The organism is Rhizobium sp. SJZ105, from assembly GCF_007828365.1.
In the GTDB taxonomy this organism is placed as follows: Bacteria; Pseudomonadota; Alphaproteobacteria; order Rhizobiales; family Rhizobiaceae; genus Agrobacterium; species Agrobacterium tumefaciens.
On the sequence record NZ_VIUP01000004.1, the window covers coordinates 143603 to 167865 of the forward strand.

The 24263-nt window shown below is 59.4% G+C and carries 19 protein-coding genes; 9 read left to right on the forward strand and 10 right to left on the reverse strand.

Going from position 1 to position 24263, the window contains the following annotated elements; all coding sequences use genetic code 11:
- Nucleotides 1-391: 391 nt before the first annotated feature.
- From FB593_RS15600 to fdxA, 3 genes are all read left to right on the forward strand, one after another.
- Nucleotides 392-3478, forward strand: coding sequence for a helicase-related protein (locus tag FB593_RS15600; protein WP_065662956.1), 3087 nt, complete (start codon nt 392-394; stop codon nt 3476-3478).
- A 3-nt stretch (nt 3479-3481) separates the two neighbouring features.
- On the forward strand, nt 3482-3898 hold the full coding sequence (locus FB593_RS15605; protein WP_003516506.1) for an RNA-binding S4 domain-containing protein: 417 nt from the start codon (nt 3482-3484) through the stop codon (nt 3896-3898).
- A 158-nt stretch (nt 3899-4056) separates the two neighbouring features.
- Nucleotides 4057-4395, forward strand: a complete 339-nt coding sequence (gene fdxA, locus FB593_RS15610) for a ferredoxin FdxA (RefSeq protein ID WP_003516508.1) — start codon at nt 4057-4059, stop codon at nt 4393-4395.
- 86 nt (nt 4396-4481) lie between these two features.
- Here fdxA and holA read toward each other — a convergent pair whose 3' ends face one another.
- Genes holA through leuS form a run of 3 tightly spaced genes read right to left on the reverse strand, consistent with a single transcriptional unit; the run spans nt 4482 to nt 8699 of the window.
- Nucleotides 4482-5519 carry a DNA polymerase III subunit delta gene (holA, locus tag FB593_RS15615; RefSeq protein ID WP_111799147.1) on the reverse strand — a complete coding sequence of 346 codons (1038 nt, stop codon included), beginning with the start codon at nt 5517-5519 and terminating at the stop codon, nt 4482-4484.
- A gap of 11 nt (nt 5520-5530) precedes the next feature.
- Nucleotides 5531-6022 (reverse strand): LPS assembly lipoprotein LptE, encoded by a 492-nt coding sequence (gene lptE, locus FB593_RS15620; protein ID WP_003516512.1) that lies wholly within the window; start codon nt 6020-6022, stop codon nt 5531-5533.
- Between the two features lie 46 nt (nt 6023-6068).
- Nucleotides 6069-8699: a leucine--tRNA ligase gene (gene leuS, locus FB593_RS15625; protein WP_003516514.1), complete on the reverse strand. Its 2631-nt coding sequence runs from the start codon at nt 8697-8699 to the stop codon at nt 6069-6071.
- 193 nt (nt 8700-8892) lie between these two features.
- Here leuS and FB593_RS15630 point away from each other — a divergent pair, with 193 nt between their 5' ends.
- The gene (locus FB593_RS15630; protein ID WP_112751800.1) at nt 8893-9552 is read left to right on the forward strand and encodes a YggS family pyridoxal phosphate-dependent enzyme; all 660 of its coding nucleotides are present in this window, start codon (nt 8893-8895) and stop codon (nt 9550-9552) included.
- A gap of 108 nt (nt 9553-9660) precedes the next feature.
- Here the strand turns inward: FB593_RS15630 and FB593_RS15635 are convergent, their stop codons facing one another.
- On the reverse strand, nt 9661-10365 hold the full coding sequence (locus FB593_RS15635; RefSeq protein ID WP_003516519.1) for a DUF1013 domain-containing protein: 705 nt from the start codon (nt 10363-10365) through the stop codon (nt 9661-9663).
- A gap of 232 nt (nt 10366-10597) precedes the next feature.
- Here FB593_RS15635 and acs point away from each other — a divergent pair, with 232 nt between their 5' ends.
- Entirely contained in the window at nt 10598-12553 is a 1956-nt protein-coding gene (acs, locus tag FB593_RS15640) for an acetate--CoA ligase (protein ID WP_003516521.1), read from the forward strand.
- A gap of 105 nt (nt 12554-12658) precedes the next feature.
- On the opposite strand, the gene FB593_RS15645 is transcribed toward acs, so the two are convergent.
- From FB593_RS15645 to FB593_RS15670, 6 genes are all read right to left on the reverse strand, one after another.
- Nucleotides 12659-13666 (reverse strand): TRAP transporter substrate-binding protein, encoded by a 1008-nt coding sequence (locus FB593_RS15645; RefSeq protein WP_003516523.1) that lies wholly within the window; start codon nt 13664-13666, stop codon nt 12659-12661.
- Between the two features lie 36 nt (nt 13667-13702).
- Nucleotides 13703-14980 carry a TRAP transporter large permease gene (locus FB593_RS15650; RefSeq protein ID WP_019566002.1) on the reverse strand — a complete coding sequence of 426 codons (1278 nt, stop codon included), beginning with the start codon at nt 14978-14980 and terminating at the stop codon, nt 13703-13705.
- 4 nt (nt 14981-14984) lie between these two features.
- Complete coding sequence (locus tag FB593_RS15655) at nt 14985-15515, reverse strand: TRAP transporter small permease (RefSeq protein WP_112290139.1); 531 nt, start codon at nt 15513-15515, stop codon at nt 14985-14987.
- 116 nt (nt 15516-15631) lie between these two features.
- Nucleotides 15632-16792: a fumarylacetoacetate hydrolase family protein gene (locus tag FB593_RS15660; RefSeq protein WP_112290137.1), complete on the reverse strand. Its 1161-nt coding sequence runs from the start codon at nt 16790-16792 to the stop codon at nt 15632-15634.
- A 206-nt stretch (nt 16793-16998) separates the two neighbouring features.
- Nucleotides 16999-17715, reverse strand: coding sequence for a FadR/GntR family transcriptional regulator (locus FB593_RS15665; RefSeq protein WP_003516533.1), 717 nt, complete (start codon nt 17713-17715; stop codon nt 16999-17001).
- Between the two features lie 118 nt (nt 17716-17833).
- Nucleotides 17834-19279, reverse strand: coding sequence for an FAD-binding oxidoreductase (locus FB593_RS15670; protein WP_112290133.1), 1446 nt, complete (start codon nt 19277-19279; stop codon nt 17834-17836).
- 200 nt (nt 19280-19479) lie between these two features.
- On the opposite strand from FB593_RS15670, the gene denD reads away from it, so the two are divergent.
- From denD to FB593_RS15690, 4 genes are all read left to right on the forward strand, one after another.
- On the forward strand, nt 19480-20466 hold the full coding sequence (gene denD, locus FB593_RS15675) for a D-erythronate dehydrogenase (protein WP_003516536.1): 987 nt from the start codon (nt 19480-19482) through the stop codon (nt 20464-20466).
- The gene (locus FB593_RS15680; RefSeq protein WP_065662961.1) at nt 20463-21365 is read left to right on the forward strand and encodes an NAD(P)-dependent oxidoreductase; all 903 of its coding nucleotides are present in this window, start codon (nt 20463-20465) and stop codon (nt 21363-21365) included. The genes denD and FB593_RS15680 overlap by 4 nt, the downstream gene beginning before the upstream one ends.
- A 9-nt stretch (nt 21366-21374) precedes the next feature.
- Entirely contained in the window at nt 21375-23159 is a 1785-nt protein-coding gene (locus tag FB593_RS15685; RefSeq protein WP_003516539.1) for an IlvD/Edd family dehydratase, read from the forward strand.
- 127 nt (nt 23160-23286) lie between these two features.
- Nucleotides 23287-24261: a threonine/serine dehydratase gene (locus tag FB593_RS15690; protein WP_145166735.1), complete on the forward strand. Its 975-nt coding sequence runs from the start codon at nt 23287-23289 to the stop codon at nt 24259-24261.
- Nucleotides 24262-24263: the final 2 nt, after the last annotated feature.

The window sequence follows — 24263 nt, forward strand, 5'->3', positions numbered from 1 at the left end:
TCCGCCGGAAGCCGGTGCCGCAAAGCTGAATCCGGACAAGGCTTACCCGGATTCACAATCTGGTATAGGGCAGGCATCTGCCAACCAGATGTTGCGGAGAACAAAAGCTGAATCCATTGGAGTCAGCGATTCGTATTCGATTCGTTCGCAGACTGTTCCGTATCCGAATCAATTCCGGTTTCGCCGGATTCTTTTTAATATTTCAAGTATCTGAATCAAAAAGGAAAATTCCGGCGGGGAAGGACCTGTTACCACTTTGCGGACAAGGCCTATTGCCTTTGTCGGCGGGCGTTGCCATGTGTGTTGCGTGTGCGGCCCGTATCAGTGAATGGCGGGCGGTACAGCAAGCAGATGAAGTCGATTCACGGATAGTACGTTGAATTTTCGCCCCATGATCCTGAGCGGCCGCGGTGTCACGGCCGTTCTCGGCCCCACCAATACCGGCAAGACCCATTACGCCATCGAGCGCATGGTGGCACATGGCAACGGTGTCATCGGCCTTCCGCTGCGCCTTCTGGCGCGTGAGGTCTATACCCGTCTTGTCGAAAAGGTGGGCGCGCCGAATGTGGCGCTGATAACCGGCGAAGAAAAGATCGCCCCTCCTAAAGCCAAATATTCCGTCTGCACGGTGGAAGCCATGCCGCGCGAGACAACGGCCGCATTCGTCGCCATCGATGAAGTGCAGCTGGCCGGTGATCTGGAGCGCGGGCATATCTTTACCGACCGCGTGCTGCATCTGCGCGGGCGGGAGGAAACGCTGCTTCTGGGCGCGGGCACGATGCGCCCGATCCTCGAAAAGCTGCTGCCGGGAATTACCGTGGTCGAACGTCCGCGCCTGTCGCAGCTTTTTTATGCGGGCCAGAAGAAGATAACCCGCCTGCCGCAACGCACGGCAATCGTCGCCTTTTCGGCGGAAGAGGTCTATGCCATTGCCGAGCTGGTGCGTCGCCAGCGTGGTGGCGCAGCCGTTGTGATGGGCGCGCTTTCGCCGCGTACGCGCAACGCCCAGGTGGGGCTCTACCAGTCCGGCGACGTCGAATATCTCGTGGCGACGGATGCCATCGGCATGGGTCTCAACCTTGATGTCGATCATGTCGCCTTTGCGCAGGACCGCAAGTTCGACGGCTATCAGTTCCGCAATCTCAATCCGGGCGAGATCGGCCAGATCGCCGGCCGCGCCGGCCGCCATCTTCGCGATGGCACCTTTGGCGTGACGGGGCGTGTCGATCCATTTGACGACGAGTTGGTGGAGCGTATCGAAACCCATCAGTTCGACTCGGTGAAGGTGCTGCAATGGCGGACGAAAAATTTCGATTTTTCCTCCATCACCAATCTGCGTCTGAGCCTCGAAGCCGCCCCGGCGATCCAGGGACTGTCACGGGCCTTGCCGGCGATCGACCAGCAGGCGCTCGAATATCTGTCGCGCTACCCTGAAATCATAGACGTGGCGACGACGGAGGCGCGGGTGGAAAAACTCTGGGAGGCCTGCGCGCTTCCGGATTATCGCCGCATTGCGCCCGCTCAACATGCTGATCTGATCTCAACGCTCTATTTCGATCTGGTAAAACGTGGCACGGTGAACGAAGATTTCATGGGCGAACAGGTGCGCCGCGCCGATCGTACCGATGGAGAGATCGATACCTTGTCTGCAAGGATTGCGCAGATCAGAACATGGACTTATGTATCGAACCGCCCAGGATGGCTTGCCGATCCGACACACTGGCAAGAAAAGACGCGGGAAATCGAAGATCGATTGTCCGATGCTCTACATGAAAGGTTGACGAAACGCTTTGTTGATCGCAGGACATCTGTGCTCATGAGGCGCCTGAGAGAGAATGCGATGCTTGAAGCTGAAATCAGTGTAAATGGTGATGTCTTCGTAGAAGGACATCACGTCGGCCAGTTGGCCGGGTTCCGGTTCACGCCGGTGCCGGGAATGGAAGGGCCGGATCAGAAGGCCGTGCAGGCTGCTGCGCAGAAGGCGCTCGCGCTCGAATACGAGGCGCGTGCCGCGCGTCTGCACGCCAGCGGAAACGGTGATCTCGCTTTGAGCTCCGATGGTCTGGTTCGCTGGTTGGGCGAACCGGTGGCCCGCCTTTCGGCAGGCGACAATATCATGAAGCCGCGCGTGATCCTCTTTGCCGACGAGCAGTTGAGCGGCAATGCCCGCGATCATGCGCTGGCGCGCGTCGAACGTTTCGTCAATCATCAGATTGCGACCGTGCTGAAGCCGCTGGACGATATTTCGCGCGCCGAAGACCTTCAGGGTCTGGCGAAGGGGCTGGCGTTCCAGCTGGTCGAAAATCTCGGTGTCCTGTTCCGCCGTGACGTCACCGAAGACGTGAAGTCGCTGGATCAGGATGCGCGTGCCTCCATGCGCCGCTACGGCGTGCGTTTCGGCGCCTATCACGTCTTCCTGCCCGCGCTTCTCAAGCCAGCTCCGGCGGAGCTTGTCACGCTGCTCTGGGCGCTGAAGAACGATGGTCTCGGCAAGCCGGGTTACGGCGATCTCATTCCGGTGCTGGCCGCCGGTCGCACCTCTGTCGTGACGGACCCGACCTTCGAGCGGATGTTCTACAAGCTCGCCGGTTTCCGTTTCCTCGGAAAGCGCGCCGTGCGTATCGACATTCTCGAGCGTCTGGCCGATCTCATCCGTCCGCTGTTGCAGTGGAAGCCCGGTCAGCAGCCGCGTCCGGAAGGCGCTTATGACGGCCGCCGTTTCACGACGACGACCGCGATGCTTTCCATTCTCGGCGCAACGCTCGACGACATGGAAGAAATCCTCAAGGGTCTCGGTTATCGTGCCGATCAGGTAACGGCGGAAGAGGCGCAGGCCTTCCTCGCCAACCAGACCGGTGCTGCCGCTCCGGCCGCTTCTGAAGCGGTGACGGAAGACGAGAGCGCAGAGACCGAACACGAGGAACCGACTTCGGAAGAGCAGGTTTCCGAGACGACGACTGTCGAAGCTGCTGGAGAAGCGCCGGTTGCGGAAGCTGTGGGCCAAGAGGCTGCTGTTAGCGAGGCTGCGCCGACGGAAAGCGCCGAGGCTGCCGAGCCGAAGCCTGTTCTTCTTTGGCGTCCGGGTGGTCGCAACGAAAACCAGCGTGGTGAAAACCGTCGTCCCGGCAACCGCGGTCAAGGCCGTGGCGAGGGTCGCGATCAGGCGCCACGCGAACCGGGTGAACGTCGTGGCGAAGGCCGTCGCGATAATCGTGACGGAGCAAATCGCGAGGCTGCCAATCGTGGCGGTGACGGCGAGCGCAAGCGTGATGGCGGACGTCCCGACCGTGGCAACAACCGCAATAATGATCGTCAGGACCGCGGGGAGCGCAAGGACAGGCCGGACCGCAACGACCGTGGCGGGAAACCGCAGGGTCAGCAGCGTTTCGAAGCCAAGCCGCCGCGTAAGGAAAAGCCGATCGATCCGGACTCGCCCTTCGCCAAGCTTGCTGCTCTCAAGGAGCAGCTGAAGAAGTAAGCTATGGGGAGCAACGAACAGCCACTCGAAAGCACGCGTCAGCGTCTGGACAAGTGGCTGTTCTTTGCCCGCATGGCCAAATCCCGTTCACTTGCCCAGAGTTACATTCAGTCGGGCAAGGTCAAGGTCAACGGTGTCTCCATTCGCCAGCCCAGCCATCTGGTAAAGGCCGGTGACAGGCTCGATATCGGTTTCGAGCGCATGGACAAGGTGCTTGTCGTCAAATCCGGGGGCGAGCGGCGCGGACCCTATGAAGAGGCCAAACTTCTCTACGACGATCTGACGCCGCCGCGCGAGCCTTCCGACAGGCTGAGCCCGCTGGAGCAGGCGATACGTCAGCCGGGAAGCGGTCGCCCCACCAAAAAAGAGCGCAGGGCGCTCGACAGGTTCCTGTCGGACAGCGACGGAAACAAAGAATAGAATAAACCTTCAAGTCTTAGCGGTTTTTCAGAATTGTTTATCCTTGCTATCTGAAGGCAAAGGCATTACCTCACTTGCAAAATTGCCCTGTCTGAATTCCGGGCGACGGCTTGTGTTCCGAAGCCCACAGACCCGGCCTGCATATTCTGGAGTTCATCATGACATATGTCGTGACCGACAATTGCATCCGCTGCAAATACACCGATTGCGTTGAAGTCTGCCCTGTCGACTGCTTTTACGAGGGTGAAAATTTCCTCGCTATCAATCCTGACGAATGCATCGATTGTGGTGTGTGCGAACCGGAATGTCCTGCCGAAGCGATCAAGCCCGACACTGAGCCGGGTCTCGACAAGTGGCTGAAGCTGAATACGGAATATGCGGCGATCTGGCCGAATATCACCATCAAGCGCGACCCCTTGCCGGAAGCCAAGGAAATGGATGGCGTGACAGGCAAGCTCGAGCTTTATTTCTCTGCCGAGCCGGGTAAGGGCGACTGAGTTCTCAACGACTGGTGTCCTTGGTATCATGATTTTAAAAGCCCTCGCAGCGTCAGCGTGAGGGCTTTTTGCCGACGTTCAGCGAGTTATCCGCCGCGGCCTGATTGCAATGTGGTCGATAGCAGGGTCAAAAGCGCCACGCTGTCTTCCAGGCTTTGGCGCTGGCGGCTTTGCAATATGGCCGCTTGCAGGCGGTTCATCTCACGGGCGATCGCCGCTGGCTGCCAGGTTCGCAACGCCCTTTCGATAACCGGTTTCCTGCGAAAATGGATGTGGCGTCCAAGCGTTTGCATGACCTGCCCGGCCTGCTGCTTTTTCTCATCCATTTCGGCGCGCATCTGATCCAGCAACTGAAATTGCTTGAGGCATCCCTGAAGCACGAGAAAGATCGGCGTCTTCGACGAGACGATCTTCTGGGTGGCGTGGAAAAAGGCGTTTCTGTCGCCCTTCAGGATGGCATCGACGGCGTCGTCAGCCGAAACCGTGCTGGCATCGCCGATGATTGCCAGCACATCATCTTCCTCGATCACCTCTGCGCCACGGCAATAGAGCGCAAGCTTGCGGATCTCGTTGCGCGAGGCAATCCGGTCGCCGCCCAACTGCTCGATCAGCCTCTGCCGTGCGGCCGGGGCAATGCGCAGATTGTCGGCAGACAGTTCCTGATCGATCAACGCATTCAACGAACGGGCGTCATCCGCATAACACGGGATTGCTGCGATAGAGCGAGCGGGTTCTGCGATCTTGCGCAGGCCCGTGCCTTTTTTAATGTCGCCGGCCTCGATGATGAGAAAGCTAGCTTCGGGCGGCGTCTCAGCCAGAATCTGGAGAGCATCCACCAGCGCCTTTTCAGCCGAGGCACTTTTGATCCAGACGAGTTTTTCGCCACCGAAAAGGCCGATGGCGTTCACTTCGTCGAGAAGGCGGCCGGGATCGCCCTGCAGGTCGGATGCGCTCAGCTTCAACGATGCAAAGGCGTCATCCGGGTCAATGCCGGTCTTTTTGGCGATGAGGTTGGCCCGCTCCGACACGAGGCCGCGATCCGGGCCGTAGAGCACGAAAATGCGAAAGCGCTCCGCCGGATTTTCGGCGAAGCGCTCAAATTCATGCGATTTTATCTCTGCCACGGCCGCCGCTCTCAGCGGCCAAGGGTGGCAGCGATATCGGTACGGATGATTTCAGCCAGTTCCCGGGCCGCACGGTTTTCTGCGTCGCGGATCGCCCTGATCTTGGCGAATTCCTGCTGTGGTAGATCCACCTGCGCCGTTACGCTACGCCGCGCGGAGCGCAGGATCTGGCCGTCGGAAATACGCGTCAGGACGTAATTACCGTTCATCACAACACGGCCTGGGTAAGGGCCGTTATAATTGCTGTTGGTACGGGTCGTCAGATCGTAGTTCTCGACTTCCGTGGACGTGGCGCTCGAGCTTACGGATAACTTGACGTTGTACTGAGCCGTAGCCGGTTCACCCGCACCGCCGGACACCAGGAAGATCAGCTGATTGCGCACTTCCTGCGTTATCCGGTCGCCGGCATTCGAGATGCTGACAGCCGCCAGTCTCTCCTTGGTTCCGGAAGCCTCGCCGTAAAGCGGGCGGACCTGGCAGCCTGCCAGAAGACCGGCCATCATCACGACGGAAACTGCTGCCGCAACGCGGCTCCATCTCGAAAAAACGTCAGACAACAATGTTCACAATCCTCTGCGGAACCACGATGACTTTTTTGGGCTCGCCACCGGCAAGAATGGATTTGACGGCATCCAGCGCAAGGGCAGCCGCTCGGACCGCATCTTGATCCGCATCGCGCGCGATTGTCAATTCGCCGCGCTTCTTGCCGTTGACCTGAACAGGCATGACCACATCGTTTTCCTCGACCAGCGAGGGTACAAAAGTTGGCCACGGCGTCTGGGCGACGAGACCCTCGTTGCCCAGCGCCGACCAGCATTCTTCGGCCAGATGCGGCGTCATGGGGGCAATGATGCGAATGAGGATTTCGACGGCATCACGCGCCGCCGCCTTGACGTCATCAGGCTTGCCACCAGCCGCGACATCCGCCAGCGGAGCTGCGAGCGCGTTGACCAGTTCGTAGATGCGGGCGATCGCCTTGTTGAAGGCAAGCTTGTCCAGATCCTCCTGAACGGCCTTCAGCGTCTTGTGGGCCGCCTTGGATACTGCCAGGCCCTCGCCCTCGCTCGCGGGCTTCGGCGTGACGCTCTTCAGCTCGGTCGCAACTTCGCCGATGATGCGCCAGACGCGCTGTACGAAGCGGTTTGAGCCTTCCACACCGGCTTCGGACCAGATGACGTCGCGGTCGGGCGGGGAATCCGACAGGACGAAGAAGCGGGCGGTATCCGCACCGTAGGATGCGATGATGTCATCCGGGTCAACCACGTTCTTCTTCGACTTCGACATCTTCTCGATCGAGCCGATCTTCACTTCCGCACCGGAGGACAAGAGGAATGCCCGGCGGGCACCGTCAGTCTCTTCGATGCGCAGGTCGGCGGGCGCTACCCATTCACGGGTCAGGCCTTCACCGTGGCTGTAGGTCTCGTGCACAACCATGCCCTGCGTAAACAGGCCCTTGAAGGGCTCCTTGACGCCGACATGGCCGGTCTCGCGCATGGCGCGGGTGAAGAAGCGCGAATAGAGCAAGTGCAGAATAGCATGCTCGATGCCGCCGATATACTGGTCCACCGGCAGCCAGTGGTTTGCGGCCTTCGGATCCGTCGGCTCATCTTCCCAAGGCGCGGTGAAGCGCGTGTAGTACCAGCTGGAATCGACGAATGTGTCCATCGTGTCGGTTTCACGGCGTGCGTCGTGGCCGCATTGCGGGCAGGCAACGTGACGCCATGTGGGGTGGCGATCCAGTGGGTTGCCGGGCACGTCGAAGGTCACGTCGTCGGGCAGCTTGACCGGCAGGTCCTTCTTCGGAACCGGAACTACGCCGCAGACTTCGCAATGGATGACGGGTATCGGGCAACCCCAGTAACGCTGGCGGGAAATGCCCCAGTCGCGCAGGCGGAAATTGACCTTGCGCTCGGCCTGCGGCGTGTTGCCCAGCGTCTGGGCAGAGAGCTTCTGCACGACCGCCTCAAAGGCGTCAGTCGTGTTCATGCCGTTCAGGAAGCCGGAGTTGATCATCACGCCATCATCGGTGAAGGCGACGTCTTCAATGGTGAAGCTGGCAGCGTCGGGGCCTTCCGGCGCAACGACGGCCACCACCGGCAAATCGTATTTACGGGCGAAATCCAGATCGCGCTGGTCACCCGAAGGGCAGCCGAATATCGCGCCGGTGCCGTAGTCCATCAGCACGAAGTTGGCGACATAGACCGGCAGTTCCCACGTCGGGTCCAGCGGATGCACGACCTTGACGCCGGTATCGATACCCTTCTTTTCCGCTGTTTCCAGCGCTGCGAGAGATGTGCCATGGCGGCGGCATTCGTCGCAGAACTCGGCAATATCAGGGTTCTTCTCCGACAGCTCTCTTGCCAGCGGATGGTCGGCGGCGATTGCCAGGAAGGATGCGCCGAACAGGGTGTCGGGACGCGTGGTATAAACGGTTATGTCGGCAAAGCCTTCCGGCACTGTGCCAGCAACGGTCTGCCAGCGCAGCGACAGGCCTTCGGAGCGGCCGATCCAGTTCTTCTGCATCAGGCGTACTTTTTCCGGCCACTGATCCAGCGTGTCCAGCTCGTCCAGCAGATCCTGGCTGAAATCGGTGATTCGGAAGAACCACTGCGTCAATTCGCGCTGTTCGACCAGCGCGCCGGAACGCCAGCCGCGGCCGTCGATGACCTGCTCATTGGCCAGAACTGTATGGTCGACCGGATCCCAGTTGACCTTGGACTGCTTGCGGTAGACCAGACCCTTTTCCATGAAATCGACGAACAGCGCCTGCTGGCGGTGGTAATATTCCACATCGCAGGTCGCAAATTCGCGGGTCCAGTCCAGCGACAGGCCCATGGATTTCAGCTGGCCACGCATGGTGGCGATGTTCTGATAGGTCCAGTCCTTCGGGTGAACCTTGTTCTGCATAGCCGCGTTTTCGGCAGGCATGCCGAAGGCGTCCCAGCCCATGGGGTGCAGAACGTTGAAGCCGCGCGCGCGCTTGTAGCGCGCAACGACATCGCCCATCGCGTAGTTGCGGACGTGGCCCATGTGAATGCGTCCCGACGGGTAGGGAAACATCTCTAGAACGTAATACTTCTCGCGCGGATCGCTGTTGTCGGTCACGAAAACCTTGTCTTCGTTCCATTTCTGCTGCCAGCGCGGCTCGGCGTCGCGAGGATTGTAACGTTCGATGGCCATTGTTTAGAATTCCGGGTATCGAGGGGAAAAATTTGCGCTGACCTTCACCATGAAACGACCGGGGCGTCAAGTTTGGCGGGGCCTCCGGGCGTTCAATCTTGGCCAGCGTGCCTCAAATGGTGCTAAACCCGCTTGGCATCAAGGCAATCGGCGTCTAGTTAGCGTTCAGAATGTTTCAAATAGAGGTCCTGTGATGGAAATCGAAGCACGTCTTGAGGATGTCAGGCAACGCATAGCGGAGACAGCGGAAAAGTCCAGCCGCAAGGCGACGGATGTTTCTCTCGTGGCCGTCTCGAAGACGTTCGATGCGCAAGAGATCCAGCCGGTGATCGATAGCGGCCAGCGCGTGTTCGGCGAGAACCGCGTACAGGAAGCGCAGGGCAAGTGGCCTGCGCTTAAAGAAAAGACATCGGGTATAGAGCTGCACCTGATCGGGCCGCTGCAATCCAACAAGGCGGCGGATGCCGTTGCGCTGTTCGACGTCGTACAGAGCGTTGATCGGGAAAAGATCGCCCGTGCGCTTTCCGAGGAATGCGTCAAACAGGGCCGCAGCCTTCGTTTTTATGTGCAGGTCAATACCGGGCTGGAGCCGCAGAAGGCCGGCATCGATCCACGCGAGACGGTCGCCTTCGTGGCTTTTTGCCGGGACGAGCTGAAATTGTCGGTCGAGGGCCTGATGTGCATTCCGCCTGCGGATGAAAATCCTGGTCCGCATTTTGCGCTTCTGGCGAAGCTTGCCAGACAATGCGGCCTCGAGAAGCTTTCCATGGGCATGTCGGGGGACTTCGAGACGGCGATAGAATTCGGCGCCACCAGCGTGCGTGTCGGCTCGGCAATCTTCGGTGCCCGCTAGAGCATTTCCGGTAAAAGCGCATAGCCGGTTTACTGGAAATGCCCTGAAGCTCTGAAAACAAAAAACCCGGCACGACGGCCGGGTTTTCATGAACGGAAAGACTTTCGATCAGTAGTGATCGTCCTCGTCTTCGTCCTTCGGAGCCGATTTCAGCGAGCTGAGCTTCTTGAAGACGGCGTCCGCGTCGATCTGCTTTTCTTCTTCGTCGCGCTGGAAGTTGTAATCCAGACCTTCAGTCGCCGTTGCCGGCTGCAGCGTGTTGCCAAGCTCTTCTGCTGTCGGCAGCGGGCGGCCGCGCGATGCGCGTTCAACTTCAAGATCGAGATCGATCTGGCTGCAGAGACCAAGCGTTACCGGGTCCATCGGGGTGAGGTTTGCCGAGTTCCAGTGGGTGCGGTCGCGGATCTGCTCGATGGTGGATTTAGTGGTGCCAACAAGACGCGAAATCTGCGCGTCCTTCAGCTCAGGATGATTGCGGACCAGCCAGAGAATGGCGTTAGGACGATCCTGGCGCTTGGAAACCGGCGTGTAGCGCGGGCCACGGCGCTTGGATTCCGGGACACGAACCTTTGGCTCGGAAAGCTTGAGCTTGTGGTTCGGGTTGCCTTCAGCGCGGGCGATCTCGTCGCGGGAAAGCTGTCCGGTCGCGATCGGGTCGAGACCCTTGATGCCCTGCGCGGCTTCACCGTCGGCGATTGCCTTGACTTCGAGCGGATGCAGTTTGCAGAACGTGGCGATCTGATCGAACGACAGCGCGGTGTTGTCTACCAGCCATACAGCCGTAGCTTTTGGCATGAGCAATTGTTGAGCCATAGATACAGTCCTTCTGTCCGTCCGCGCCGGGGTCGCGGGCGTGGTATCAACCACTGATTTCCGGGATATTGGCGCTCTATAACCGGATTGCATCATAATTGCAATTCTTTGCGAAACAAATGCCTTTGTCTAATTGCCGTGTGCATTTGAACTGCTATGAATTCAACACATGCCTGAGGTGGGAGTCTCAAGGTCGCGCATATCAAGCCATATCTGGTTCCAGGAGGAGTTCATGTCTGCCAAAATCTACCCCGTGCTCAAATCGGCGAAAGCCCGCACGCTCATCGACAATGAGCGATACCAGAAATGGTATCAGGAGAGCGTCGAGGATCCCGAGAAGTTCTGGGACAAGCACGGCCGGCGGATCGACTGGTTCAAGCCCTATACCAAGGTCAAGAACACGTCCTTCAAGGGAAGAGTGCCGATCAAGTGGTTCGAGGACGGCCTGACGAACGTCTCCTACAACTGTATCGACCGGCACCTGAAGACGCATGGCGAACGCACGGCGATCATCTGGGAAGGTGACAATCCCTATATCGACAAGAAGATCACCTACAATCAGCTCTATGACTATGTCTGCCGCCTGGCGAACGTGTTGAAGAAGCATGGTGTCAAGAAGGGCGACCGGGTCACCATCTATATGCCGATGATACCCGAGGCGGCCTATGCCATGCTCGCCTGCGCCCGCATCGGCGCCATTCATTCGGTCGTGTTCGGCGGCTTCTCGCCGGAAGCCCTGGCCGGCCGCATCGTCGATTGCCAGTCCACCTTCGTCATCACCTGCGATGAAGGGGTGCGTGGCGGCAAGCCGATCCCGCTCAAGGAAAATACCGACAAGGCGATCGATATTGCTGCCAAGCAATATGTCATCGTCAACAAGGTTCTGGTCGTGCGCCGCACCGGCGGCAAAACCGGCTGGGCGCCCGGCCGCGACATCTGGTACCATCAGGAAATCGCCACGGTGAAACCGGATTGCCCGCCGGTGAAGATGAGGGCGGAAGATCCGCTGTTCATCCTCTACACGTCAGGCTCCACCGGCAAGCCGAAGGGCGTGCTGCACACCACGGGCGGTTATCTCGTCTATACGTCGATGACGCATGAATATGTCTTCGACTACAAGGACGGGGAGGTCTTCTGGTGTACCGCCGATGTCGGCTGGGTCACCGGCCATTCCTACATCGTCTACGGGCCGCTGGCGAACTGTGCGACGACGCTGATGTTCGAAGGCGTTCCCAACTTCCCGGATCAGGGACGGTTCTGGGAAGTCATCGACAAGCACAAGGTCAACATCTTCTACACCGCACCGACGGCGCTCCGATCCCTGATGGGGGCGGGCGACCAGTTCGTCACGCGTTCGTCGCGCGAAAGCCTGCGGCTTCTCGGCACGGTGGGAGAGCCGATCAATCCCGAAGCGTGGGAGTGGTATTACCATGTGGTCGGCGAGGACAAGAGCCCCATCGTCGATACCTGGTGGCAGACGGAAACGGGCGGCATTCTCATCTCGCCGCTGCCGGGTGCGACGGACCTGAAGCCGGGTTCGGCGACAAGGCCGTTCTTCGGCGTGCAGCCGCAGCTGGTCGATGCCGAAGGCAACGTGCTGGAGGGGCCGGCCGACGGCAATCTCTGCATCATCGACAGCTGGCCGGGCCAGTCGCGATCTGTTTACGGGGATCACCAGCGCTTCGTCGACACCTACTTCTCGACCTATAAGGGCAAGTACTTCACCGGTGACGGCTGCCGGCGCGATGAGGACGGTTATTACTGGATCACTGGCCGCGTCGATGACGTGCTGAACGTCTCCGGCCACCGCCTCGGCACCGCCGAAGTCGAGTCGGCACTTGTTTCGCATCATCAGGTTTCGGAAGCGGCGGTCGTGGGTTACCCGCATGCCATCAAGGGGCAGGGCATTTATTGTTATGTCACGTTGATGGCGGGCCAGAGCGGCGACTATGCGCTGCGCGAGGAGCTGGTAAAGCACGTCCGCAACGAGATCGGGCCGGTTGCGACGCCAGACAAGATCCAGTTCGCGCCGGGCCTGCCGAAGACCCGTTCGGGCAAGATCATGCGGCGTATTCTGCGCAAGATCGCCGAGGATGATTTCGGCGCGCTTGGGGATACATCGACGCTTGCCGATCCCGCGGTGGTCGAAGATCTCATCGCCAACCGGCAAAACCGCACGGCGTCCTGATTTTCTGGAAGAGGCTGCTTGGGCAGCCTTTTTCTTTTCTGTATTCGCATAAACAAAAACACCCGGAGGCTGACCTCCGGGTGTTTTAATTTTATCCAGACAGGATTACTGGCCGCGGATCTTCTTCAGGTCCGCCAGAACGGCGTCAACGACGTCGGCACCGATTTCAGCCTTGTGCTTTTCGTAGACGACCATCGACTTTTCGCGGATACGTGCCTGCTCTTCCGCAGACAGCGAGTTCACTTCAAGTCCTGCAGCCTTGATCTTTTCCAGCGACTTCTGGTTCAGTTCGCGGATGACCTTGCGCTCTTCGTCACGGCCGACGACTGCGCATTCGCGCAGGGCCGTCTGTTCTTCGGGCGTGTAGCTGTCGAAGATCGGCTTGGAGAAGAGGAAGAGGAACGGCGTGTAGGCGTGGTTCGTCTCGGTGATGTACTTCTGCACCTCGTAGAACTTGGAGGTGTCGATCGTCACATAGGGGTTTTCCTGTGCGTCGATCGCGTTGGTTTCAAGTGCCGAGAACACTTCACCGAAAGCCATCGGCGTTGCATTGGCGCCGAGGTTCTGGAAGGTGTCGAGGAAGATGTTGTTCTGCATCACGCGAACCTTCAGGCCGGAAAAGTCTTCCCACTTGTTCACGGCGTGCTTGGAGTTCGAGAGGTTGCGGAAACCGTTTTCCCAGTAGGCCAGGTTTACGAGGCCCTGTTCTTCCAGCTTCTTGTTCATCATGTCGCCGAAGGCGCCGTCCATCACGGCATCGGCTTCCTTGGCGTTGGAAAACAGGAACGGCAGGTCGAAGACGCCGAGCGACGGGATCAGGCCGACGAGCGGTGACGAGGACGTAACAACCGCTTCCTGAACGCCGGAGCGCAGGGCCTGCGTCGCCTGAAGGTCACCGCCGAGAGCGCCGCCCCAGAATGCCGTCAGCTTCAGCTTGCCGCCCGACTTGTCGTCGAGGCAGGCCTGCATGGCCTTGATGCCGTTGCCGACCGGGTGGTCCTGGTTGATGCCGTTCGAAACGCGGATGTTGCGGCTGTTGAATTCAGCCATTGCCGGGGCTGCGGCGCCCACCGCAAAAGCGATGGCCGTGGTGGTCAGAAGAAGCTTTCTCATAATATCCTCCCTTGGATTTTGGTTGAGAAGTGGCGATTAACGAAGGTACTGCAGCGGAACCATCACGATGTCCGGGAAAACCACGAGCAACGCCAGAACGATGGTTTCTGCAACGAGGAAAGGCCAGACACCGATCGTGACCTTGCCGAGCGGGATGCGTCCGACGCCTGAGACGACGTTCAGCACGACACCGACCGGCGGGGTGATCAGGCCGATGGCATTGTTGATGATGAAGAGGACGCCGAAATAGACCGGGTCGATGCCTGCCTGCTTGACGATGGGCATCAGAACGGGCGTCAGGATCAGGATGGTCGGTGTCAGGTCGAGCGCGGTTCCTACGATGAAGACCAGCACCATCATGGCAACCATCAGAAGCATCGGACGATCGATCAGCGGTTCGATATAACCGGCGACTTCGTTTGGAATGTTCGCAGCCGTGATTAGCCATGCGGAGACGAGGGCTGCGCAGACAAGGAACATGATGATCGAGGTGCTCTTGGCAGCGCGCAGAAGAACGTGGAACAGATCCGCCGGCTTCAGTTCGCGGTAGATCACCATGCCGACGAAAAGAGCGTAGCCGGCAGCGACAACGGCGGCTTCCGTCGGCGTCATGATGCCTGCCTTGATGCCGCCCAGAATGATGACCGGCATGCCAAGCGCCCAGCCGGCGCGGACCGTGGCAACCAGACGTTCCTTGCCCGAGGTCTTGGGCAGCGGCTTGATGTTATCCTTTCGGACCACGATCAGCCAGGCGATGATCAGCGAAATGCCCATCAGAATGCCGGGTACGATACCGGCAAGGAAAAGCTGGGTGATCGAAACGTTGGCGGCGACGCCGAAGACGATGAAGGCCATGGAAGGCGGAATGACCGGGGCAATGATGCCGCCTGCAGCGATGAGGCCACCGGAGCGCGGAATGTTGTAACCAGCTTTCGCCATCATCGGGATGAGGATCGCGGCAAGGGCTGCGGTGTCGGCGGCGGCCGAACCGGAGATGCTGGCCATGATGATGGCCGCGACAATCGCCACGATGCCGAGACCGCCCCTGATATGGCCCACAAGCGCAATCGCAAAGTCGATGATGCGGCGGGAAAGACCACCGGAGTTCATCAGTTCGCCAGCCAGAATGAAGAAGGGAATGGCGAGCAGCGTGAAGGTGTCCGCGCCCGAAATCATGTTCTGGGCGATGATCGCGGTGTTGAACATGCCCATGTACCACATGAGCACGACGCCACAGAACATCAGCGAGAAAGCGACGGGAACGCCAATCGCCATGGCTCCGAGAAGAGAGCCGACAAAAACGAAAAGTGTCATGGTATCAGCGCTCCGAAAGCTGTTCGATCGTGAGGTTCTCGCCGGCGAACTGGGCGATTTCATCCTCTGTCACGCGGCCCGTCACATAACGGTAGAGGCGTTCCAGAGCGATGATGAACATCAGGGCGCCGGTGAACATGCCGATGCCGTAGACCCAGATCATCGACAGCTTGGTGACAGGCGCATGCATGCTGGCGTTGATGGCAGACTGCTTCCATGTTCCCCAGAAGAAGATGGCGGAACAGCCCAGAATGATAATGTTCGACAAGACCATGCACACGACACGGGCGCGGCGCGACAGGAACATCACGAGAGTTTCGATGCCCATATGGCTGTTTTCACGGAAGGTCAGTACGGCGCCGATGAAGGTCAGCCATACGAAGAAGTATCGCGACAATTCTTCCGAGATATTGATGCCGGAATTCATCGTGTAACGCATGACAACGTTGACGAAGACCATGATCGACATGCCGGCGAGCAGCAGGACGAGAATGATTTCGAGAATCCGGTAAAAGAGATTGATGGTCTTTTGCATTTTCCCCTCCCGAAGAAATATCTGGAGCATTTTCGACGAAGGATCGCCCTCAATGCTCCACCTATGGGTTTTCGCAATTCTGGGCGCAAAACCGCGATGCAGTTTTGCTGGATTGCCTAGAGCAGCCCGCGTTTCGCCAGGTTGCGCATGAGGGCCGCGGTGCCGAATGTCCATTCCGGGCATTCGTCTGTCGTCGTGACCCAGTTGATCAGCTTGCCGAGCTTGGGCGTGGAGATTTCGACACGGTCGCCCTTGGAGTGGGTGAAGCCGAGACCCGGGCCATGGCGGTCCTTTACCGGCGCGAACATCGTACCAAGGAAAAAGACGGCGCCGTCAGGATACTGATGGTTGCGGTTCAAGAGCTGGGAAGCGAGGTTTTCCGGCGTGCGGCTGATCGCCTGCATTGCGCTTGCACCGGTCATGGTGAAGCCGTCCTCGCCTTCGACCAGAAGCGATATCTGCGCCTTCTTCACGTCTTCGATGGTAAAGCGTCCATCAAACAGGCGGATGAAGGGACCGATTGCGCAGGATGCGTTGTTGTCTTTTGCCTTGCTGAGCAGGAGGGCGGAGCGGCCCTCGAAGTCACGCAGGTTGACGTCGTTGCCAAGCGTCGCGCCAACGATACGGCCGTCGGAGGCAATGGCCAGCACCACTTCCGGCTCCGGGTTGTTCCACTGCGATTTCGGGTGAACGCCTATCAGCGCGCCGCAGCCGACGGAGGCCATGGCCTGCGCCTTGGAGAATATCTCCGCATCCGGACCGATGCCAACTTCCAGATATTGCGACCACAGGCCCATTTCCTGCAGCAGTTTCTTCACTTCGGCTGCTTTTTCCGAACCGGCCTCAAGTCCCTTGAGATTGTCGCCGAGAACCGGCGCCAGCCGTCCGCGTATTTCCTGCGCGCGAAGTGGATCGCCCTTGGCCTGCTCCTCGATCACGCGTTCCAGCATGCTGTCGGCGAAGGTCACGCCTGCAGCCTTAACGGCCTGAATATCGTTGGGGGCGAGAAGTTCACCAGCGGAGCCATCCAGAAAGGCCTCGAGCGCGCCAAGTGCCACGAATGTGTCGGTGTCTGCAAGCAGCTCCACCAGATCCGTCTTTTCCAGAAGTTCCGACATGGTCGGCGAAATAGAGGTGAGGTCGTAAAGCACGCCGCCGTTGAGCAGAACGGGGCAGGGGCCGCCTTCGCTTTTCGACCATACGCGGCCGACGAGCAGGGCGTTTTCAAAGTCTTCAGGCAAAATAGCGGTAGCGTCGATGGACCTTGAGCCGGTCATATATATCCTCCCCTTCAGCCCTCCGACAGCCGCCTCCTGCGGTCATATTGTCTGGATGTCTGACAACCTAATCTCATTCTTCTTAGTATGACTTTTACAGCGAGTCTAGCGGCACCGCAGACAAAATTATCGTCTTTCGCCTCTGGATTGCCGGAAAGCAGCGAAACCTGTCCTATAGCTTTGCCGTTTAAGCTTCTGTTTGCGGCTCAGAAGATATCCAGTTCCAGATTGACCCGGCTTGCTGCCCCGAGCAGATGTTTGCGCATCGCATCCTTGGCCGCAGTCGCATCGGCGCGTTCGACGGCTTCGAAGATTGCCACGTGTTCGGCGATCGTCACCTCGAGGATTTCCCCGAAAATAGCACGGGAGAAGGCGATGTTGATAGCCGAGCTGATGCGTTCTGCGATAAAGCCGAGAAACATCAGGAAATATTCGTTCTGCGTCGCTTCCGCCAGAATACGGTGAAAGTCGAGATCGGCCGCAACGCCCTCCGTCGACCAGTCGTCGGTCGTTCGCATCTTTTCCAGTGCCGCCGCCAGCCGCGCCAGCTGCTGCGGGTTGCGGTGGAGTGCTGCCAGACCCGCCGCCTCGATTTCCATCGGCATGCGAAGCTGGAAGAGATCGCGGAAATTTTCCGGATCGTTCAGACGGGACCGCTCGATGCGAATGGACAGTCTCTGCCGGGGATCGGTGACGAAAGCGCCCACGCCTTGCCGTGTTTCGACAAAACCTTCGTTGCGCAATTGCGCGATCGCTTCACGGATGACCGAGCGGCTGACGCCGAAGGTTTTCGCTAGAACATGTTCCGTCGGCAGCCTGTCGCCCGGCCCGAGTTTCGAATCATTGATTTCGCGGGCGATCTCCGCGGCGATCCGGCCGGGCAGATGATCGTTGCGATGTATCTGACTGAACTCCAGCGTCATGATTGCTCCCGTTCCACAGAAACGATTGGTCCGTTTTTCCCGCGGCAGGCGACTTCCTCCTTCGCCGTCAGCGGGGTTTTCAGAGGCGGCGTATTCCGCCGCCTTTGCTGTTTCTCGATTAGCTATCCGGTTGCAGGGTTATCTGGCAACCGGGATTCATCCGCAAATCGGGGTCAAAGGCATTTTTCAAACCCGTGATCATCCGGCGCTGCACATCAGATAGCCGGCTTTCGAAATCGGGGCGTTTCAGGCGGCCGATGCCGTGCTCGGCGCTGATGCTGCCGACGTAACGGTCAAGGACTTCGTTGACGAGGGTTTTCGATTTGTAGATGAAGGCTTCGCGCTCCTGCGGCGTTGCTCCGTTTGGCGGCAGCACGTTGAGATGGACGTTGCCGTCTCCGACATGGCCATAGGAAACCGCCAGGCATTCCGGCAGTTTTTCCGCCAGTTCAGCCTCTGCTTCGGCCACGAACGCCGCAAGTTTTGACAGCGGCACGGAAATATCGGTGCGCATATGGCTGCCGCGCAGCGCCTGACCCTCGTTCATGCCCTCGCGGAAAAGCCACAGCGATTGCGCCTGTGCTCGCGAGGAGGCGATGACGCCGTCCAGCACCAGACCGTCTTCCATGACGCCCTCGAGGAACCGTCCCATCAGGTCGGCAGTGTCTACTAGCCCCGAGCCGGAAATTTCCATCAGCACATAGGCCGGATAATCTCCGGCGATCGGCATTTTAAGGTCGGGGATTGCTTCGATTGCAAGCGTGAAGGCGACGGGCGGCATGAATTCGAAGGCGGACATCAGGTCGCAGCACTCGCGGCGGGCGCGGCGATAAAGCTTGATGGCGTCATCCAGCGAATTGAGGCCGAGCAGTGCCGTCTCGACATGTTCTGGATTGGGGTAGAGCTTTACGGACACGGCCGTGATGATGCCGAGTGTTCCTTCCGCGCCGATGAAAAGCTGCTTCAGGTCAATGCCACGATTGTCCTTACGCAGCGTCGACAGGCCATTCCAGATGGTGCCATCAGGCAATACCACTTCGAGACCCAGCACCAGTTCACGGGTCATGCCGTAACGCAGAACGTTGATGCCGCCAGCATTGGTGGAGACGTTGCCGCCGATGCGGCAGCTGCCCTGCGCGCCGAGCGACAGCGGAAAGAACATTCCCTTGTCCTGAACCGCATCCTTGAATTCCGACAGAATGCAGCCGGCTTCAACGACAGCCGAAAAATCGTCGCTGTCTATGGTGCGGATGGCGTTCATGCGCTCGAGGCTCAGCACGACCTGACGCTTCGGCTCATCGGGAATGCCGCCGAGCACCAGCCCGGTATTGCCGCCCTGAGGGATGATGGCGAGACCGAGTTCAGCGCAGGCGCGAACCGTATCGGAGACTTCCTTGGTCGAACGGGGGCGGATGACGGCTACCGCCGAACTGGTGACGTCGCCATGCCAGTCGCGGCAATAGCGCAGCATGTCTTCCTGCGATGTCAGCAGCAACGCCTCGCCCAGCCTGTTCTTCAGCGAGAACCGCAATTCCTCGATATCGTGTTCGCTCACGATCGTCATTCCACCCTCTCCGTCCAATCCGCCCTAAAATATCCGGGCAAAGGTCTTTCGCCCTTGCTTTTGCCGGTTTGTGAAAAAATACTATTTTCAATCAAACCATATAAGGTTATCAGACAACCTTACAAGCTAATTTATCGGTTCACGAGCCGATGATGTTTTTTCGGTCTCGGGAGAATGACCGGGCCAAAGAGGAGGAAGATATGCATATCGCAATCATCGGTGCTGCAGGCATGGTTGGCCGTAAGCTGACGCAGCGTCTCGTCAAGGATGGATCGCTTGGCGGCAAGTCGATTGACAGATTCACGCTTATAGACGTGTTTCAGCCTGAAGCGCCCGCCGGCTTCTCCGGTGCGGTTGATGCGCGCGCAGCCGATCTGTCCGCGCCGGGCGAAGCCGAAAAGCTGGTCGAAGCCCGCCCCGATGTGATCTTTCATCTTGCTGCCATCGTATCCGGTGAAGCCGAACTTGATTTCGACAAGGGCTACCGTATCAATCTCGATGGCACGCGTTATCTCTTCGACGCCATCCGCATTGCCAACGGCAAGGACGGTTACAAGCCGCGCGTGGTCTTCACCTCGTCGATCGCCGTATTCGGTGCGCCGCTCCCTTATCCGATTCCGGATGAGTTCCACACCACGCCGCTGACCAGCTACGGCACGCAGAAAGCGATCTGCGAGCTGCTGCTCTCCGACTATAGCCGTCGCGGTTTCTTCGACGGTATCGGCATTCGCCTGCCGACGATCTGCATTCGCCCCGGCAAGCCCAATGCGGCTGCTTCCGGCTTCTTCTCCAATATCCTGCGCGAGCCGCTGGTTGGTCAGGAAGCGGTTCTGCCGGTGCCGGAAAGCATTCGCCATTGGCACGCTTCGCCGCGTTCCGCTGTTGGTTTCCTTCTTCATGGCGCGACGATCGACGTGGAAAAGGTCGGTCCGCGCCGCAACCTGTCTATGCCCGGCCTCAGCGCCACCGTTGGCGAACAGATTGAAGCGCTGCGCAAGGTTGCGGGCGAAAAGGCCGTTGCCCTCATTCGCCGCGAGCCGAATGAGATGATCATGCGCATGTGCGAAGGCTGGGCGCCCGGTTTCGAAGCAAAGCGCGCCCGTGAACTTGGCTTTACGGCTGAAAGCTCCTTCGAAGAGATCATTCAGGTTCATATCGAGGACGAACTGGGAGGTTCACTGAAATGAGTGTCGGCGGGGAGGAGAAGAAGCGGTCGGTTGCCTTTATCGGCACAGGCCTGATGGGCGGGCCGATGGCCCGGCGTCTGCTGGGCGCGGGCTTTTCGGTTGCGGTGTGGAACCGCAGCGTCGAAAAGGCTGAGGCGCTGGTTGCCGATGGCGCGGTTCTCGCGGCATCGCCGGCCGAAGCCGCCAGGGGTGCCGATATCGTCATCACCATGCTGAGCGACGGCAAAGCCGTGGGCGAGGTGCTGTTCGAGGCGGGTGTGGCGGACGCGCTGGAAAAAGGCGCTGTTGTCATCGACAGCAGCTCCATTGCGCCGCCTATTGCGCGCGAACACTCCTCCCGGCTACGGGCAATGGGCATTCATCATGTCGATGCGCCGGTCTCCGGCGGTGTGCCGGGCGCAACGGCGGGTACGCTCGCGATCATGGCCGGTGGCGATGAGGCGCTGATCTCTGGTCTTTCGGATTTCTTCGCGCCGATGGGCAGGCTCACCTATGTCGGCCCCTCCGGTGCGGGCCAGCTTTGCAAACTCGCAAACCAGCAGATCGTCGCCATCACCATCGGCGCGGTTGCCGAGGCGATGATGCTTGTGGAAGCGGGCGGGGCATCCCGCGAAGGGTTCCGTAACGCCATACGTGGCGGTTTTGCCGAAAGCCGGATATTGGAATTGCACGGCGAACGCATGGTGAAGCGCAATTTCGCGCCAGGCGGACCCTCCAAGTTCCAGCTCAAGGATCTGAACGGGGTGCTGGCGACGGCGAAGGATTTGTCCCTGACGTTGCCTTTGACCCAGCAGGTAACGCGGGAGTTCGATGATTTCGTCAGCGATGGTGGAGCCGATATCGACCATAGCGGTATCCTGCTTTACCTCGAAAAACTCAACAACCGGGAACAGGGCTGAGGCGGTCTCATGAGCGACGACAAGACACCCGTGCGGCGGCTGCGATCCCAGGACTGGTTCGACAACCCTGACCATCTCGACATGACGGCGCTCTATCTGGAGCGCTTCATGAATTATGGCGTGACGCCGGAAGAGTTGCGTTCCGGTAAGCCGGTCATCGGCATCGCGCAGAGCGGCAGCGACCTGACGCCCTGCAACCGCGTCCATGTCGAGCTGGTCAAGCGGGTGCGCGATGGTATCCGTGATGCGGGCGGTATCCCCATCGAGTTTCCGACCCATCCGATGTTCGAAAACTGCAAGCGACCGACAGCGGCGCTTGACCGCAATCTTGCCTATCTCAGCCTGGTGGAAGTGCTTTACGGTTATCCGCTCGATGGCGTCGTGTTGACCACGGGCTGCGACAAGACCACGCCTTCGGCGCTGATGGCGGCAAGCACAGTTGATATTCCGGCTATCGTCTTATCCGGCGGGCCGATGCTCGACGGGTACCATGACGGCGATCTGGTTGGTTCCGGCACGGTCATCTGGCGCATGCGCCGCAAATATGGCGCCGGCGAAATCACCCGCGAGGAATTCCTGCAGGCGGCGCTGGAATCCGCTCCTTCGGTCGGTCACTGCAACACCATGGGCACGGCCTCTACCATGAATGCCATTGCCGAAGCGCTCGGCATGTCGCTGACCGGCTGCGGCGCAATCCCGGCCGCTTACCGCGAACGCGGCCAGATGGCCTATCGCACCGGCCGCCGCGCCGTCGAACTGGTTGTCGAGAATATCAAGCCTTCGGATATCATGACGCGCGAGGCGTTTTTGAACGCGATCCGCGTCAATTCGGCGATCGGCGGTTCGACAAATGCCCAGCCGCATCTGGCGGCGATGGCGAAACATGCGGGCGTCGAACTTCGCGAGGAAGATTGGCAGGTTCACGGTTATGACATTCCGCTCATCGCCAATGTCCAGCCCGCCGGAAAATGGCTGGGCGAGAAATATCACCGTGCCGGCGGTACGCCCGCCATCATGTGGGAGCTTCTGAAGGCAGGCAAGCTTGACGGGAGCTGTCCGACCGTGACCGGCAAGACCGTGGCGGAAAATCTGGACGGGCGGGAATCGACCGACCGCGATGTGATACTGCCTTACGATAAGCCGCTCAAGGAACGGGCCGGTTTCCTCGTCCTCAAGGGCAATCTGTTCGATTTCGCCATCATGAAGACGAGCGTGATCTCGGCGGAATTCCGGCAGCGTTATCTGAGCGAGCCGGGTCGTGAGGGGATTTTCGAGGGCAAATGTGTGGTTTTCGATGGTTCGGAAGACTATCACGCCCGTATCAACGATCCTTCTCTCGATATCGATGAGCGCACCATTCTCGTCATTCGCGGGGCCGGACCGCTCGGCTGGCCGGGTTCGGCTGAGGTCGTCAACATGCAGCCGCCGGACGCGCTGTTGAAAAAAGGCATAACCAGCCTGCCGACAATCGGCGACGGCCGGCAATCGGGAACCGCGGACAGCCCGTCGATCCTCAATGCCTCGCCAGAAAGTGCCGCCGGTGGAGGACTGGCATGGCTTCGCACGGGTGATGTGATCCGCATCGATTTCAATCAGGGCAAGTGCGACGCGTTGGTACCGGATGCAGAGCTTGCTGCCCGCAAGGCCGATGGCATTCCTGCGGTGCCTGCGGATGCCACGCCTTGGCAGCGCATCTATCGTCAATCGGTGACCCAGCTTTCGGACGGTGCGGTTCTGGAAGGGGCCGCGGATTTCCGCCGGATTGCCGAGAAGATGCCCCGGCACAACCACTGACCATTCATTTGCAAGCGCATGACGAAAGATCCCCGGCCAAGACCGGGGATTTTTCTTGTCCAGCCGGTTTCACTATTAATTGCGACCTCCTAATGTACACCCAACATCCGCATTACAGGGGCAGTGCATGACAGATATTTCGATGATTGAGGCAGCGCGCCAGCGCATCGGCGAACATGCGGTGCGGACACCGCTTCTGTCGTCGCATTTTCTGGATGAGATTGCCGGGCGAAAGCTGTTCGTGAAGGCCGAGTGCCTGCAAAGAACGGGTTCGTTCAAATTTCGCGGCGGCTGGTCGGCGGTATCCGGTCTGCCGGCCGATGTGCGCGCCCGTGGCGTGATCGCCTTTTCCTCGGGCAACCATGCGCAGGGCGTCGCGCTTGCTGCTCGTCTGCACGGCGTGCCTGCCGTCATCATCATGCCGTCCGATGCACCAAAAATCAAAATCGACAATACCCGCGACTATGGTGCGGAAGTGGTGCTCTACGACCGGGCGAATGACGATCGCGACGCCATTGGCGACCGCCTGTCGAGCGAGCGCGGACTGACCCTGATCAGGCCCTACGACGAACCTCTGGTGATTGCAGGGCAGGGGACTGTCGGGCTGGAAATCGCCGAACAAGGCTTGGAACTCGGTATCGATGCGACCGAGGTTCTGGTGCCCTGCGGCGGCGGCGGCCTTACATCCGGCATCTCCCTTGCCCTTGCGGCGAAAGCGCCGAACTACAAGGTCAGGACGTCAGAACCCGAGCGGTTCGACGATGTGGCGCGCTCACTCGCAGCGGGCAAGATCGAGCGAAATGCAACGACTTCCGGTTCGATCTGCGATGCAATCGTCACGCCTCAGCCCGGTAACATCACCTTCCCGATTATGGTTGGGCTTTGCGGAAAAGGCATTGCCGTGACCGAAGATGAAGCACTGCGGGCCATGGTTCTCGCCTTCAACAGGCTGAAGGTCGTCGTCGAGCCGGGCGGCGCGGTGGCCTTGGCGGCGGCGCTGTTTCACGGCAACGAGCTGGAGAGCGAAACGGTGATTGCGGTTGCCTCCGGCGGCAATGTCGATAAGGAGATCATGGCGAGCGCCCTGTCCCGTTTCGGCTGAGA